The organism is Bacillus basilensis (assembly GCF_050630465.1).
GTDB classification, from domain to species: Bacteria; Bacillota; Bacilli; order Bacillales; family Bacillaceae_G; genus Bacillus_A; species Bacillus_A basilensis.
The window spans coordinates 49906-65961 of sequence record NZ_JBNTQO010000013.1 but is presented as its reverse complement, the minus strand read 5'-3'; the positions used below and the strand labels follow the sequence as shown (position 1 = coordinate 65961).

Annotated in this window: 12 protein-coding genes and 1 pseudogene; 3 read left to right on the top strand and 10 right to left on the bottom strand. The window is 35.3% G+C overall.

The genetic code is table 11. The annotated features are described in order from the left end of the window. Positions 1-27 precede the first annotated feature (27 nt). Entirely contained in the window at positions 28-900 is an 873-nt protein-coding gene (locus tag ACQVV1_RS21140; RefSeq protein ID WP_242254086.1) for a TetR/AcrR family transcriptional regulator, read from the bottom strand. Between the two features lie 140 nt (positions 901-1040). Between ACQVV1_RS21140 and ACQVV1_RS21135 the strand changes: the two genes are divergently transcribed. Then, complete coding sequence (locus tag ACQVV1_RS21135) at positions 1041-4157, top strand: efflux RND transporter permease subunit (protein ID WP_309259575.1); 3117 nt, start codon at positions 1041-1043, stop codon at positions 4155-4157. Between the two features lie 28 nt (positions 4158-4185). Here ACQVV1_RS21135 and msrB read toward each other — a convergent pair whose 3' ends face one another. The 7 genes and pseudogenes from msrB to lytS form a co-directional block, all read right to left on the bottom strand. Continuing rightward, a complete protein-coding gene (msrB, locus tag ACQVV1_RS21130; RefSeq protein ID WP_257148876.1) occupies positions 4186-4638 on the bottom strand; it encodes a peptide-methionine (R)-S-oxide reductase MsrB in 453 nt (150 codons plus the stop codon). Further along, a pseudogene (msrA, locus tag ACQVV1_RS21125) lies at positions 4627-5151 on the bottom strand (peptide-methionine (S)-S-oxide reductase MsrA); the annotation flags it as partial. The gene msrB and the pseudogene msrA, both read right to left, overlap by 12 nt. Before the next feature lie 90 nt (positions 5152-5241). Continuing rightward, the gene (locus ACQVV1_RS21120) at positions 5242-6285 is read right to left on the bottom strand and encodes an AI-2E family transporter (RefSeq protein WP_242254081.1); all 1044 of its coding nucleotides are present in this window, start codon (positions 6283-6285) and stop codon (positions 5242-5244) included. 327 nt (positions 6286-6612) lie between these two features. Continuing rightward, positions 6613-7305: an antiholin-like protein LrgB gene (gene lrgB / locus ACQVV1_RS21115; protein ID WP_000168869.1), complete on the bottom strand. Its 693-nt coding sequence runs from the start codon at positions 7303-7305 to the stop codon at positions 6613-6615. A gap of 34 nt (positions 7306-7339) precedes the next feature. Continuing rightward, entirely contained in the window at positions 7340-7771 is a 432-nt protein-coding gene (lrgA, locus tag ACQVV1_RS21110; RefSeq protein WP_060633042.1) for an antiholin-like murein hydrolase modulator LrgA, read from the bottom strand. Positions 7772-7903: 132 nt separating this feature from the next. Continuing rightward, the gene (locus ACQVV1_RS21105) at positions 7904-8644 is read right to left on the bottom strand and encodes a LytR/AlgR family response regulator transcription factor (protein WP_242254079.1); all 741 of its coding nucleotides are present in this window, start codon (positions 8642-8644) and stop codon (positions 7904-7906) included. Beyond that, positions 8622-10391 carry a two-component system sensor histidine kinase LytS gene (gene lytS, locus ACQVV1_RS21100; RefSeq protein WP_431169459.1) on the bottom strand — a complete coding sequence of 590 codons (1770 nt, stop codon included), beginning with the start codon at positions 10389-10391 and terminating at the stop codon, positions 8622-8624. The genes ACQVV1_RS21105 and lytS overlap by 23 nt, the downstream gene beginning before the upstream one ends. Positions 10392-10718: 327 nt before the next feature. Between lytS and ACQVV1_RS21095 the strand changes: the two genes are divergently transcribed. After that, positions 10719-12017 carry an MFS transporter gene (locus ACQVV1_RS21095; protein ID WP_431169458.1) on the top strand — a complete coding sequence of 433 codons (1299 nt, stop codon included), beginning with the start codon at positions 10719-10721 and terminating at the stop codon, positions 12015-12017. A gap of 117 nt (positions 12018-12134) precedes the next feature. Here ACQVV1_RS21095 and ACQVV1_RS21090 read toward each other — a convergent pair whose 3' ends face one another. Both ACQVV1_RS21090 and ACQVV1_RS21085 read right to left on the bottom strand, forming a co-directional pair. After that, positions 12135-13703 carry a BCCT family transporter gene (locus ACQVV1_RS21090; protein WP_242254074.1) on the bottom strand — a complete coding sequence of 523 codons (1569 nt, stop codon included), beginning with the start codon at positions 13701-13703 and terminating at the stop codon, positions 12135-12137. Positions 13704-14064: 361 nt separating this feature from the next. Then, the gene (locus ACQVV1_RS21085; RefSeq protein WP_242254073.1) at positions 14065-15135 is read right to left on the bottom strand and encodes a nitric oxide synthase oxygenase; all 1071 of its coding nucleotides are present in this window, start codon (positions 15133-15135) and stop codon (positions 14065-14067) included. A gap of 216 nt (positions 15136-15351) precedes the next feature. On the opposite strand from ACQVV1_RS21085, the gene sodA reads away from it, so the two are divergent. After that, the gene (gene sodA / locus ACQVV1_RS21080) at positions 15352-15978 is read left to right on the top strand and encodes a superoxide dismutase (protein WP_242254071.1); all 627 of its coding nucleotides are present in this window, start codon (positions 15352-15354) and stop codon (positions 15976-15978) included. Positions 15979-16056: the final 78 nt, after the last annotated feature.

Sequence of the window (16056 nt, the reverse complement as noted above, 5' to 3'; positions counted from 1 at the left end):
AAAAGGTAACAATGAAAACTGTCATTGTTACCTTTTTATATTGTAATATCCCATAAGTCGTAAACGGAATTCTTTTAAATTTGGATATACTTCTAAATTAGACAGCATTCCTTGGATGACCGGAATCCTTGGATTTGGTAATCTCATTTCCGCCTCCAAAACATCTAGCGTAACAATTAATTCATCATCTTCTAATTGATCAGCTAATGTACGTTTAAAAACAATAATTTCTTTCAAAAAATGTTCCTTAACCTGCTCCTTAATAAGCTCTGATTTACAAAGGAATTCTCCAAGCTTTTCTTCATGTAACACGGGTTCTTCCGAAGATTCTACCAATCCATCTACTAAATCATCCACTCTTTTCAAAATAAACGCAGAGACATACGATAAGTCAATTTCTGATGCTTGTATAATGATTAGTTCTAAATATCCACGGCATATGCCCTCTACCATAATTACTAAATCTAACAAATATGGAATAACCTTGTCACCATAAATAGACAGTAAACTATTACGATAAAATGCGTGAGACTCTAACTTCATCCGCATCATAAATTCTTCCACTTCTTTATTAAAAGGAATAGCATTTTCCCTCGCATGCATAATAATAAATTCTTTATGCTTTTGTATATCGTTAAACTGGCAATGCAATTGTTTTGCAAATTTTTCACGTGGTAATAATGATTCTTTATCAATATCCATCATTTTATTTTGAATCTTGTCATAGTAATATCGAAGTGTTGCTAATAAAAGCTCATCTTTCGATTTAAAATATAAATAGAAAGCTCCCTTAGATATGCCACAAGCTGTCACAATTTCCTGCACTGATGTCGCATTTACACCCTTAGTCGCAAATAACTTCATAGCCATCTCTATAATTAAGCGCTCTTTTTCTTTCATATCTTCTCTCCTAAACTTAATCTCGCATCTTATCATGAATTTATTATACCATCTCTTTTCATTGACGACTGACCAATCAGTCAGTTATATTATGTATTAGACTGACCAGTTGGTCAATACAATAAAAAGGGAGCGCAAACATGAACAAAATCATTAATTTCTCGTTAAAAAATAAGTTCGCAGTTTGGCTACTAACCATTATTGTTACCATTGCAGGTATTTATTCTGGGCTTAATATGAAGCTGGAAACAATTCCTGATATAACAACACCGGTTGTAACAGTAACTACGGTTTATCCTGGTGCTACACCAGAAGAAGTAGCTGACAAAATTTCAAAACCAATGGAAGAGCAACTACAAAATTTAAGTGGTGTAAATGTTGTTAGCTCATCATCTTTTCAAAACGCATCTTCTATTCAGGTAGAATATGATTTTGATAAAAACATGGAGAAGGCTGAAACAGAAATTAAAGAAGCTCTCGCAAATGTGAAACTGCCAGAAGGCGTACAGGACCCGAAAGTTTCACGTGTAAACTTCAATGCCTTTCCAGTTATTTCGTTAAGCGTAGCAAGTAAAAGTGAATCTTTAGCTACCTTAACTGAAAATGTAGAAAAAAATGTTGTTCCAGGATTAAAAGGACTTGATGGGGTCGCATCTGTTCAAATTTCAGGTCAACAAGTAGATGAAGTACAACTTGTCTTCAAGAAAGATAAGATGAAAGAATTAGGTTTAAGTGAAGATACTGTAAAAAATGTAATTAAAGGATCGGACGTATCTTTACCACTTGGCTTATATACATTTAAAGACACGGAAAAATCAGTTGTTGTAGATGGAAATATTACAACAATTAAAGCACTAAAAGAACTGAAAATCCCAGCTGTTCCTTCATCACCGAGTGGTCAAGGTAGTCAAAATGCTGGAGCTGGTACACAAATGCCGCAAATGAATCCAGCCGCTATGAACGGGATTCCGACAGTTACATTAGACGAAATTGCTGACATTAAAGAAGTCGGAAAAGCAGAATCTATTTCTCGAACAAATGGAAAAGAAGCAATTGGAATTCAAATTGTAAAAGCTGCTGACGCGAATACAGTTGATGTTGTAAATGCAGTGAAAGATAAAGTAAAAGAACTTGAGAAAAAATATAAAGACTTAGAGATTATTTCAACATTCGACCAAGGTGCACCTATTGAGAAATCAGTAGAAACAATGCTGAGCAAAGCCATTTTTGGTGCTATCTTTGCGATTGTTATCATTATGCTGTTCCTACGAAATATCCGAACAACATTAATCTCTGTCGTTTCCATACCACTTTCTTTATTAATTGCTGTATTAGTCATAAAGCAAATGGATATTACGCTTAACATTATGACACTTGGAGCAATGACAGTCGCTATCGGGCGCGTCGTCGATGATTCCATTGTTGTTATTGAAAATATTTACCGACGTATGTCATTATCAGAGGAAAAACTACGCGGGAAAGATTTAATTCGTGAAGCTACGAAAGAAATGTTTATTCCAATTATGTCTTCTACCATTGTAACAATTGCTGTATTTTTACCGCTTGGACTAGTAAAAGGTATGATCGGTGAAATGTTCTTACCATTCGCCTTAACTATCGTCTTCGCTTTATTAGCATCATTACTAGTAGCAGTTACAATCGTACCAATGCTAGCGCATTCTTTATTTAAAAAAGAGAGCATGAGGGAAAAAGAAGTACATCATGAGGAAAAACCAAGTAAATTAGCAAATGGTTATAAGCGCATACTTGCATGGGCTTTAAATCACAAAATTATTACATCAAGTATCGCTGTCCTTCTATTAGTTGGTAGCCTTGCACTTGTGCCAATTATCGGTGTAAGTTTCTTACCAGCTGAAGAAGAAAAAATGATTATTGCAACATACAACCCTGAACCAGGTCAAACATTAGAAGACGTTGAAAAAATTGCAACAAAAGCTGAAAAGCACTTCCAAAATAATAAAGACGTCAAAACAATTCAATTCTCATTAGGTGGAGAAAACCCAATGAGCCCTGGTCAATCAAATCAAGCAATGTTCTTCGTACAATATGATAATGACACGAAAAACTTTGTAAAAGAGAAAGAACAAGTCGTTAAAGATTTACAGAAGATGTCTGGAAAAGGTGAATGGAAAAACCAAGATTTCGGAGCGGGTGGCGGTAGTAATGAAATTAAACTATACGTTTACGGAGATAGCTCTGAAGAGATTACACCTGTCGTAAAAGATATTCAAAATATCATGAAGAAAAATAAAGACTTAAAAGATATAGACTCTAGTATTGCAAAAACATATGCAGAGTACACTTTAGTCGCAGATCAAGAAAAACTAAGCAAAATGGGTCTAACGGCTGCACAAATTGGAATGGGACTTTCTAATCAGCATGATCGCCCTGTTCTGACAACAATTAAAAAAGACGGTAAAGATGTCAATGTATATGTAGAAGCTGAAAAACAAAATTATGAAACAATCGATGACTTAACAAATCGAAAACTTACAACACCACTTGGTAATGAAGTGGCTGTGAAGGATGTAATGACTGTAAAAGAAGGGGAAACTTCGAATACAGTGAAACACCGCGATGGCCGTGTTTATGCGGAAGTGAGTGCAAAACTAACATCTGATGACGTTTCAAAAGCATCTGCCGCTGTTCAAAAAGAAGTAGATAAAATGGATCTTCCTTCTGGCGTAGATGTTTCTATGGGTGGCGTTACAAAAGATATTGAAGAATCATTTAAGCAACTTGGCTTAGCGATGTTAGCTGCGATTGCCATTGTATACTTCGTTCTTGTCGTTACATTTGGCGGTGCTCTTGCACCATTCGCAATTTTATTCTCGCTACCATTTACAATTATCGGAGCTCTTGTTGCCTTATTAATCTCTGGTGAAACGTTAAGTGTATCTGCAATGATCGGTGCGCTTATGTTAATCGGTATCGTTGTAACAAACGCAATCGTGCTTATCGACCGCGTTATTCATAAAGAAAATGAAGGTCTATCAACACGTGAAGCTTTATTAGAAGCTGGTGCAACACGTCTTCGTCCTATTTTAATGACTGCAATTGCAACAATCGGGGCTCTTATCCCGCTTGCATTAGGATTTGAAGGTAGCGGCTTAATTTCTAAAGGACTTGGTGTAACAGTAATTGGTGGATTAACAAGTTCAACGTTATTAACACTTCTTATCGTTCCAATCGTTTATGAAGTATTAAGTAAGTTTAAAAAGAAAAAAGCAAAATAACAAAAAAATAACCTCGCTAACTGCGAGGTTATTTTTTATTTCCAAACAAAATTAGAAAATCACCATAGCCTTCTTTCTCTAATTCCTCTTTTGGAATAAATCGAAGGGCTGCTGAGTTTATACAATAGCGAAGTCCATTTGGTCCTGGGCCATCTGGAAATACATGTCCAAGATGTGAATCCCCTTCTTTGCTTCTCACTTCCGTACGCGTCATATTATGACTCACATCCATTTTTTCTTTCACACTAGCTGACATAACTGGCTTTGTAAAACTAGGCCAGCCGCATCCGCTATCAAACTTATCGAAAGAAGTAAATAAAGGTTCTCCTGAAACGATGTCTACATAAAGACCTTCTTCTTTATGATTCCAATATTCATTTTGAAAAGGTGGTTCTGTTCCATTTTCCTGCGTTACATAAAACTGCATCTCATTGAGTTTTTCTTTTAAATGAGCATTATCCTTTGGCCAATGTTGCTTAATAAACGCATCTCGCCCTGAGCCCTTACGGTATAACTCGTAGCGGAATGTGTTTTTCTTATGATATCCTTGGTGATATTCTTCAGCCTGATAAAACGTAGTAGCTGGTAATATTTTTGTCGCAATCGGCTTTGAAAAACGCCCACTCTGTGCAAGCTCTTCTTTTGAATCCTCTGCCTTCTTATGTTGTTCTTCATTATGATAAAAAATCACTGTTTCGTAAGACTGTCCACGATCGTGGAATTGCCCACCTACATCAGTCGGATCAACTTGTCTCCAATATATATTTAATAACTCTTCATACGGCATTTTGGTTGCATCAAATGTAATTTGTACTGCCTCATAATGTCCTGTCGTTTCCGAGCACACTTCTTTATAGGTTGGATTCTCTTTATGACCGCCTGTATAACCAGAAACAACCTTTATAATCCCTTCCATCTCTTCAAATGGCGAAACCATACACCAGAAGCACCCTCCAGCAAATGTAGCTAATTCTACCTTTTCATTTACAACCATTCTTTCACCCCTATTCTATATTCTTCTTACAGTATGGCATAAGAAACATCATGTTATAAAAGAAAAAGCATCGAACATCGATGCTTTTCTCTACTTCATTTTATTTTTTTCCAAGTCCTTCTCCATTTCATCACTCGTCACATCTAAGACATCTAATAAGAAAATGAAGATTGGAATACCGATAATTAGTCCCCATACACCTAAGAAGTGTTCTGAGAAGATTAATACCATAAACGTATAGAAAATCGGTAAGTTTGTTTTTTGCGACATAAACTTCGGATTTAACACGTAACTTTCAAGCGCATGAATGACTGTTACGATAATTAAAATATAAACAACGTACATAATACCGCCGATATTGTAGGCAATCATACAAAGTGGGAATAACGAAATGATAACCCCAGCTACTGGAATTAAACCGAGTAAGAAGATCATTAACGCTAAACCTAATAATTGTGGGAATCCTAATATCCATAATGCAATAACGGATAAAACACAGTTAACAACTGCAATTAAAAATTGTGCTTCGATTACTTTTCCGAATGAACGTGCAAATTTCTTACCGAAGTACTCAATTTCAGTATAGAAAATTGCAAGTCGGCTTTCTTTAAATTTTGCAGTAAAAGCAACGATACGAGATTTCTCCAACAGGAAAAATAAACTTAAAATTAAAGAAAGTAAAACTTGAAGTCCGAACTTCCCGACATTTGTAATCGATTTATACAAAATGTCTACACCTTGTCCTACATATTTAGAAAGTTCCATATGATTGACAGCATTAACTGCATACTTAATTAATTCACTATCCGGTGGGTTTCTTAAAAATACGTTAAATTGATAAATCAATTGTGAAATTTGTATCGTTAATACTGGTAAATATTTAAATAGCGTAATAGCAATTCCACCAATTAACATGACATATAGAAATGCTATAATGAGCTTTCGATTGATGGGCATAAAATGATCTAATTTACGAGAAATAAACTTTTGGAATCGATCCATTAAATACGTGAGAATAAACGTAATTAAAATTAAATTCAACATACTTTGCAGCCCGTATAACACGAGAGCAAGTATTACTAATACGAGTAACCTCTGAAATCCTTTGCTTTGAAACAGGTTTTTTATTTGCATAATCGACGAGTACTCTCTCCTGTCCTATAAAGTAAAACGTTAATAAGTAGATTTTTCTCTCTTTTCTACTTTTAATTATTCATTCATATTAAGATTTTTATAAGCTCATTATACGCCTACCTTAGTAGGTCTATAGTAGCTTACTTCTTATTTTACAATACAATGACCTAATTCAAAACGTATTCTACATAGTATTAATGAAGATTTAAGGAAACTTACATTTTATTAGAGATAGGTCTTACCACTACTGTAACATAAAAAGCAAGCTATCAGTAGAAATCTGTCCTACAAATAGCTTGCTTTTCTCATTTTTTTAAGTAAGTTTTACTATCCAATAAACGGCATGAACATTGGTATGACAACTACTGTTACAACCCCTACTACCGTTACAGCAATGCTTGCCATAGCTGCCTCTACTTCACCCATTTCAATTCCTACTGCTACTCCTAATGCGTGACCTGCTGTTCCAAGCGCTAAACCTTTTGCAATTGGATGTTTCACTCTAAATGTTTTTAAGAATAATGCTCCTAATGCGTATACGATAACTGCGTTAAAAATAACTGCAAACGATGTAATTGCTGGTATACCACCAATACTTTCAGAAATTGGTAACGCAATTGCTGTTGTTGCTGCTTGCGGTAACATTGAATTCATTACTGCTGTATCTAGACCAATTGCTTTTGCAACAATGAACACGACAATTACTGAACAAATAGATCCTACTACGATAGCTGATAAAATTTGCCACCAATATTTTTTTAACTTATCAACTTGTTTATATAACGGTATTGCAAAGGCAATTGTTGCTGGTTCTAAGAAGAAACTAATCATTTTTCCGCCAGTATTATACTCTTCAAAAGTAAAGTTACCTACCTTTAAAAAGACAATCCCTAATACCATCGCTACAAATAATGGTGTGAATAAGAAGAATCCTTTAGAATGCTTAAATAATAATGTGCCGATTCCGTATGCGATTAATGAAACGACGATTCCGAAATATGGAGTCATTGTACTTGCCATGTTCATTACCTCCTAACAATATATTCTAAAATGGTTACGCAACCTTTCCGTGCTTGCGTCCTTTATTTACTACTTTCAATTCTTTTGTATCTTCTGTTTCTTTTTCATCTTTTCCTAAAATAAATTGTGCAAATAACCCTGTTACAGCGAGTAAAATAATTGTTGCGACAACAATTACAGTTAAAATTTGTACAAAATATTGTCCCATTACACCAAGAGAATTAATAACTGAAATACCTGATGGGACGAAAAGGAATCCGATAATACCGGTTAAAGCTGTTCCAAGTGATTCAACTTGCTCCAATTTAATTACTTTTAAACATAATAGACTAAATAAAATGACTAACCCGATTACCGATGAAGGCATCGGAATTGGTAAATGTGTTGCAATAATATTAGAAATTAACATAATAGCTGAGAATATGAATGCTTGTGATAAGAAACTATATACTTTTTTTGTACTCATTTTGGCCACCTCTTTCGATTTGGTACCTTTATTGTATAGGATATAAACGCCTAAGTAAGCGTTTACATAACAGAACGTCAAATATACAAAATCAGTTACAAATATAAAAGGATGAAATACAAAAGCTGCTTCTTAAATACGAAGCAGCTTCTTGAGTTCTTTTGCATATGTACGGCTAACAGGTACTTTCGATCCTTCTTTCATGATTAAATTATAAGTAGAATTGAACCATGGCTGAATTTCAGTAATATGATTAATATTTGCAATAAAGCTACGATGGACACGCATAAAACTTGCTTGTGGCAACTTCTTTTCCAAAATTACAAGTGTATCGTGTGTTACATACGTTTCCCTCATTGTTTTTACTGTCACTTTTCCATCTACAAGCCCTACATATACAATATCTTCAATATTAACAAGTACGATTGATTCTTCAATTGGTAATGCTAATTTATGCATCTCTGCTGTTACATCTGTTCCCTTTATTTCTTGCTTTGTTTCTATTTGCGATTGTTTTTGTTTTTTATACTTCTTTAATGTTTGTACAATACGCTCTTCATCAAATGGTTTTAAAATGTAATCTAACGCGTCTACTTCAAATGCTTGCAGCGCATACTGATCATAGGCAGTAGCAAATACAATTGCAGGTGGATTTTTCATCTTCTTTAATATATTCGCGATTTCAAATCCGTTATCATCGGATAGCTGAATATCTAGAAACACAATATCTGGTTTATTTTTCATCAACTCTTCTAATGCGTCTTCTACACAATCAGCCTCACCTATTATATCAACTTCTTTCGTTCTCTCTAATAGATACTTTAGTTCATCACGTGCTAACATTTCATCGTCAACTACTAATACTTTTAACAACCCGCTCTTCCTCCCCTATCTTTTTTGGAATAACAAAAGTAATCTCTGTCCCCTCATTTAATTCACTTTCGATATGAAGCATCGTTTCTTTCCCAAATAACCCAATAAGACGTTCATTAATATTATATAAAGCTGTTCCTGTCCCTTTCTTTGACGAAACTACCATTCTTCCTAATTGTTCTAAACGTTCTTCCTCAATTCCTTGTCCATTATCTTTTACTTCAAAGTGAACCATACCCTCTTTTTCAAAGACATGCACTTCCACTTCGCATACTGGTTGCTTCTTCGGAAAAGCATGTCGCAATGCATTTTCAACCAATAGTTGAAGAACAAATGGTGGTACTAAGGTTATCTTTAGCTCATCCTCAATATACATCTTTACTTCATACTTATTTGGGAACCTTGCTTGTTCTAGTGATAGGTATGCCTGTACATGGTTTAATTCTTGTTCTAGTGGAATCAATAACTGACGTGCCCCTTGCAAATTACAACGGAAATACACGCTAAGCTGTAATAATAACTTCCTTGCCTTTTCTACATCTGTTCGGCATAAAGCTGATACTGTATTAATCGCATTAAATAAAAAGTGTGGGTTAATTTGTGCTTGTAATGCTTTTATTTCCGCATCTTGCAATAATTTGCTTTGCAACTCAGCTTCACCTAATTCAAGTTGTGTAGAGAATATTTTTGCTAATCCTTCTGCTAATTCCTCTTCCACACGACTTAACTGGTTAGGATTTTTGAAATATAGTTTTAATGTCCCTATCGTATTTCCATGTGAAGTTAGTGGAATAACGATAGCAGCTTGCAAAGGACAGCCTTCGTGTTGACAATTAATAACCTCACGTGATTTTGCTTTCATTATTTTCCCTGTATTTAACACTTCTTTCGATAAACCAGTTATTAAACTATGTGAAGGAATATGGTGATCTGATGCTAATCCAACGTGAGCCAATATTTTCTCTGTATCTGTTAAGGATACCGCATCTGTCCCTGTAAAGCGGTGAATAATTTGTGCCACATGCTTACATGACTCTTCTGTTAAGCCTTGGCGAAAATACGGTAACGTTTTATCTGCAATACGTAATACCTTATGAGTCTGAAGTGCCTTTGCGTTCTCTTCCTGACGCAAAATAGCTTGTATCATAGAAAGTAAAATAAAACTTCCAAAACTATTTACAAGGATCATCGGTATCGCAATTGTTTTCACAATACTCATTCCATCCTCTACAATTAATAGGATCATAATCATTTCTAAAGAAACGATAAAAACACTTAAAATCGCTGAAAATTTAGGCGTAATTGTACGATTATATCTTTTAAAAATGTATCCAATATAACCTGTTATAATCCCCGCTAAAATTGAAGAGATTGCACAACTTAGTGCTGTCGTCCCGCCAAGCATATAACGGTGAATACCAGCAATTGATCCTACTCCAATTCCGACGATAGGTCCGCCAAGTAATCCACTAATTCCAACACCCATAATACGTGTATTCGCGATTGTGCTCGATGAAGAAACGCCTTGTAGCCAATTTTCATTCATAATCGTATTTCCTGCTATTTCAATTCCTGTGTAATTGCTTACAATTGTAAACACCGAAAAAATACAAATAAGTTTAAGCTTATCTACATATCCGTCTTGCTTATGAAGAAGGCGCCTGAACGTTTTAATATGCGAAAGTAAAAACCCTAAAATAACAATAAGTCCGACGCGTTCAATCATCATAAGTACTAAATTTAGCATCTGTGATTCATTCCTTTTTATAGTAGTTAGTTTTATTATGGGAAAATAATGAAGTAGACGTCAAGAAGAATGAAATACCTTTTGAAATATTTTACACAGAACAATTCCATCTTTATTTGACAATATAATAGAAGAGTGCTAAAAATAAAGTAATATAATACAGTCCTTTAACCCAACCCCGTGAGGTTGAGAAGGAAGTCGGAATACAATATACGTATGTTCTTTTTAGGGATACGTATGCTTTTTTGGCCTTCTCATCATATCAGGTGAGAAGGCCTTTTGTTATTCTTCCATAGCGACTGTAGAAGAAAATAAGGGGGAATAATGATGAACGTCACTACTGATTTACAATCAACAACAGAGGAGACGAAAGAGAAAAGATATAAAACACTATTTGGTTCTGCGCTAGGATATGCAGCAGAAGGTTTAGATATGTTGCTCTTATCTTTCGTACTTGTCTACATTTTAAAAGAATTTCATTTAAGCCCTGTTGAAGGCGGAAACTTAACATTAGCTACCACAATAGGTATGCTAATCGGGTCTTATTTATTTGGATTTATTGCTGATTTATTTGGGCGTATCCGTACGATGGCCTTCACAATCTTACTATTTTCACTAGCAACAGCACTTATTTATTTCGCAACCGATTATTGGCAATTATTAATTCTTCGCTTTTTAGTTGGAATGGGAGTTGGTGGTGAATTCGGGATTGGAATGGCCATCGTAACTGAAACATGGTCTAAAGACATGCGTGCTAAGGCGACATCAGTTGTTGCACTTGGATGGCAATTTGGCGTACTAGTCGCTTCACTCCTTCCAGCATTTATCGTCCCGCATTTTGGATGGAGAGCTGTTTTCTTATTTGGACTCATTCCCGCTTTATTAGCTGTTTACGTTCGCAAAAGTTTAAGTGAACCGAAAATATGGGAACAAAAACAACGATACAAAAAAGAATTGCTACAAAAAGAAGCTGAAGGTAATTTAACAACTACTGAAGTAGAACAACTAAAGCAAATGAAAAAGTTCCCACTTCGAAAGTTATTTGCCAATAAAAAAGTAACGATAACAACAATTGGACTTATTATTATGTCATTCATCCAGAACTTCGGATATTATGGAATCTTTACATGGATGCCCACTATTTTAGCGAATAAATATAACTACACATTAGCAAAAGCGAGCGGTTGGATGTTCATCTCTACAATCGGCATGCTCATTGGAATTGCAACTTTTGGTATTCTAGCCGATAAAATTGGTCGCCGTAAAACTTTTACAATCTATTATGTCGGTGGTACTATCTACTGTCTCATTTACTTCTTCTTATTCACAGATTCAACATTATTGCTATGGGGAAGTGCATTGCTTGGATTCTTTGCAAATGGCATGATGGGAGGATTCGGAGCAATTTTAGCTGAAAACTATCCTGCTGAAGCTCGCTCTACAGCAGAAAACTTTATTTTCGGTACAGGACGTGGTTTAGCTGGATTTGGGCCTGTCATTATCGGATTACTCGCTGCAGGTGGTAATTTAATGGGAGCACTCTCTCTCATCTTCATTATCTATCCAATCGGTTTAGTTACGATGCTATTATGTGTCCCAGAGACGAAAGGTAAAGTATTAGAATAGATTAAAACTGTACAAAATGATTGTTCGAGAACTATCCCCCTTCAAGAAAAGTAGTTGGATAAATAGTAAAGAGGAAGCATCTCATTTAAGATGCTTCCTCTTTTATTTGTTTATTTATTATTTTGATTTACTAGCCTTCTGAAATAAGAAAGCAGTTTTATCTTCTTCTTTTACAATACCTTGTTTTAATGCTAATTCCCCTGCGACTTTAGGCGCTAGCCATAGCATTGGGAACAACAGAATTGACACTGGGACAGCCGTTACTACGATGAATGATTGCAATGCATTAATACTTCCCTCACCCATGTATAAAAGAATCGCTGCAACTGCGCCCATAATAAGCGACCAAAAAACTCGCAAACTAATTCTAGGATTTCCATCTCCAGTCACTGCCATTGAAATCGAATACGCCATTGAATCTCCTGTTGTCACTACAAATAAAATTGTTAATAAAAGAAATGCAGGTCCAATAATATTGGAGAGTGGCAGTTGCTCTGTAATTGCAATCATAGCCGCTGGCATACCCGATTCACTTAATGCGGTCGAGATAGAACCAGGATTCATTAACTCATAAAATACACCTGATCCCCCTAGTATAGTAAACCAAAACGTTGTAATAATAGGTGCAATAATTCCAATTGCAACGATGATTTCTCGGATTGTTCTCCCTCTTGAAATTCGGCTCACTAAAATTGCCATCATCGGTCCATATCCAATAAACCATCCCCAGAAAAAGATTGTCCACGATCCTAACCAACCTGTATCACCGCGGTATGTGCTCATTGGAATAAATTCATTTATATAAAATCCAAACGAAGAAACAAATGAATCAATAATAAATCCACCTGGTCCAAATAGTAATACAAATACCATTAATAGAACTGCTAATCTAACATTTAAATTACTTATAATTTGAATTCCTTTATCAATTCCTGTTACCGCGGATATAGTAGAAACAGCTACTACACAAACAATAATGGCTAATTGAGTAGTAAACACATCAGGAATGTCAAACAATGCTTGTAATCCATAACTTGCTTGTAGTCCTAAAAATCCAATTGGACCAATTGTCCCTGCCGCTACCGCAATAATGGCAAATGCATCGATCATCGTTCCAAGTATACTCTTTCGCAATTTCTCTCCAAAAATAGGATATAAAAGCGTTCGAGGTTTTAACGGCATACCTTTATGGTAATGCCCATACATCATCACTACTGCACTAATTGTCCCTAAAATCGTCCAAGCTAAGAAACCCCAATGCATATAACTTTGTGCTAAAGCCGGCATGACTGCTTCTTGCGTTCCAGCAGATATACCTTCATGTATTGGTGGCACCGTCAGCAAGTGGTACATCGGCTCTGCCGCTGCCCAAAAAACGCCACCTCCGGCAAGCAATGTAGACATAATAATAGCGAGCCATTTTGTCGTACTAATCTCAGGTTTCTCTAGCCCCCCAAGTTTAACTCTCCCATATTTCGAGAACGCCATACACATTGCAACAATAAATGTACCAATTAATAAAACTTGCCAAAAAGCACCAAAATATTTAATTGAAGCTGTAAAACTGCTATTAATGACTCCCTCTACGTAACTTTTATTTAAAAAAACCGCAATTACAAATAATAAAAGTGAGCCACCACTAATAAGAAATACAGGCCAATCCGTTTTTCGACTCTTCATCCTCATTTACACTTCCTCCTTCCTCAGCAATCTAAAAAAAAAACTTTATTATGTTTTATTTTTTACACCCAAAACACAATGATTATATAAGTATAATAATTTATCAATTTCCTACACACTTATGTTGTCCCTAAAAATATGCTAAATCCCTTATTTAAAAGAAAATTTCTATTCCTCTTACATAAAAAAGCAAAACAAAAGACCTTATATTTATATAAGGTCTTCGAAACAGAAATTTGATTATAACATAAGGAACTTCTTGGTTCAAAAAGTCCCTTCCAAAAATAACCGAGGGTAAAGGCTTCCATTTGCTACGTAACGGTAATTTTAAAAAATTATATTTTGCAGAAAAAAACTATACTAAATATCATTTATGAAAGAAATTCGGCTTCAAAATTTCATTCGGATACGGTTTATGATAAATATGAGTGGTAGCTGGAGATAACGGTGGAATGAGCCACACCCAATTCCCTGTTACAACCCGACCACAAGCGGCTTCTTGCTTCTCAAATTGCTGAAATTGTTGTGCAGCAGTATGGTGGTCAACAATACTCACTCCTTGTTGTTTAAAGGAATGTAAAACAGCTACATTTAATTCAACTAACGCTTTATCTTTCCACAACGTACCGTTTCTCGATGTATCTAGATTCATCATCTCCGCAACTGCCGGAAGTAAGTTATAACGATCATGATCCGCTAAGTTACGTGCCCCAATCTCTGTTCCCATATACCATCCATTGAACGGAGCCGCTGTATAGGAAATACCGCCAATTTCTAAGCGCATATCTGAAATCATTGGCACGCCATACCATTTTACTCCTAAAGATGAGATTGGGTACTCTGGATGTTCAATTGGTACCTCTTTCACTTCTTTTTTAGGAATTTCCTTATATACAGGCTCTTTTCCATCAACAGAAAATACAAGTGGCAATACATCAAAATTCGTACCTTCTCCTTGCCAGCCAAGTTCCTGACAAAAATCTGTAAACGCAGTGGAATGAGAGTCACCAATCACTCCCATTTCTGTTTTATATCCTGCATATCGAATTAATTGATGATTATAAATTCGTATATTATTTTCTTCACCTTGATATTGCTTAAAAATTGTAATTGTCGGTTTCACTTTTCCGTCGTTCGTTGCATATTTAATATGATGAATTAATGCATTATATACACCTTCCTCATCATTTACTTCACGTGCATCTAATATATGCATCTTGCTCCAAAATAATCTTCCGATACATCGATTGCTATTGCGCCATGCCATTCGCGATCCATGAACAAGTTCTTCAAATGTATGCTCATACGTCCCTGTATTCTCTACCTCAGCTTGAATTTCTTTCATTCGCTCTTCTATGAATTGTTCTTTATTAAGCTCTTTATAGCAAATCATAATAAAATGACTCGCTTCTTCTATTAATTGTTTCGTTTTACTCATAAACGATCTCCTTCTATTTCAACAAAACGTTACTACTTTACAGTATAAGCAAAAAGAATACGAGTCACAAATGAAAGTCGAAGTGTTACTTTTATTGTAATATTTTTCAGAAAATTAAAGAGATTACTATTGACTTGTATGAAAAATAGGTGTATTTTTGACTCAGGTAAATTATTTTTACCTAGGTCAACTTTTAAAAAGAAAGGAGGTAATGTTATGTCTTCATTTCAATTGCCAAAGCTTTCATATGACTATGATGAACTAGAGCCATATATCGATAGCAACACGCTTTCTATTCATCATGGAAAACACCATGCGACATACGTAAACAATTTAAATGCTACTTTAGAAAATTATACGGAATTACATAATAAATCTTTAGAAGAATTACTATGTAATTTAGATACTTTACCAAAAGAAATTGTTACAGCTGTAAGAAATAACGGTGGTGGTCATTATTGTCATAGTCTTTTTTGGGAAGTAATGAGCCCACGAGGTGGCGGTGAGCCTAATGGAGACGTTGCAAAAGTAATCGATTATTATTTCAATACCTTTGACAACTTAAAAGATCAACTGTCCAAAGCAGCAATTAGCCGTTTTGGAAGTGGATATGGATGGCTTGTCCTTGATGGTAAAGAACTTGCTGTTATGAGTACACCCAATCAAGATACACCTTTGCAAGAAGGTAAGATTCCATTACTCGTCATCGATGTATGGGAACATGCCTATTATTTAAAGTATCAAAATCGGCGTCCAGAATTTGTTACCAACTGGTGGCATACAGTGAACTGGGACCGGGTAAATGAAAAGTATTTACAAGCAATTCAATCACAAAAACATTAGTCGTGCGTATAAGGTAAGTTTGGTAATGTAAAATTAGTATTGTCGAAATCCTCCAGAATCCCCCGGATTGCCACCGGG

Coding starts and splice junctions, on each gene's coding strand:
- ACQVV1_RS21140 (WP_242254086.1), bottom strand. CDS start 900: ATGAAAGAAAAAGAGCGCTTAATTATAGAGATGGCTATGAAGTTATTT.
- lrgB (WP_000168869.1), bottom strand. CDS start 7,305: ATGGCAAGTACAATGACTCCATATTTCGGAATCGTCGTTTCATTAATC.
- ACQVV1_RS21135 (WP_309259575.1), top strand. CDS start 1,041: ATGAACAAAATCATTAATTTCTCGTTAAAAAATAAGTTCGCAGTTTGG.
- ACQVV1_RS21090 (WP_242254074.1), bottom strand. CDS start 13,703: ATGAGGATGAAGAGTCGAAAAACGGATTGGCCTGTATTTCTTATTAGT.
- ACQVV1_RS21085 (WP_242254073.1), bottom strand. CDS start 15,135: ATGAGTAAAACGAAACAATTAATAGAAGAAGCGAGTCATTTTATTATG.
- sodA (WP_242254071.1), top strand. CDS start 15,352: ATGTCTTCATTTCAATTGCCAAAGCTTTCATATGACTATGATGAACTA.
- lrgA (WP_060633042.1), bottom strand. CDS start 7,771: ATGAGTACAAAAAAAGTATATAGTTTCTTATCACAAGCATTCATATTC.
- ACQVV1_RS21095 (WP_431169458.1), top strand. CDS start 10,719: ATGAACGTCACTACTGATTTACAATCAACAACAGAGGAGACGAAAGAG.
- ACQVV1_RS21120 (WP_242254081.1), bottom strand. CDS start 6,285: ATGCAAATAAAAAACCTGTTTCAAAGCAAAGGATTTCAGAGGTTACTC.
- lytS (WP_431169459.1), bottom strand. CDS start 10,391: ATGCTAAATTTAGTACTTATGATGATTGAACGCGTCGGACTTATTGTT.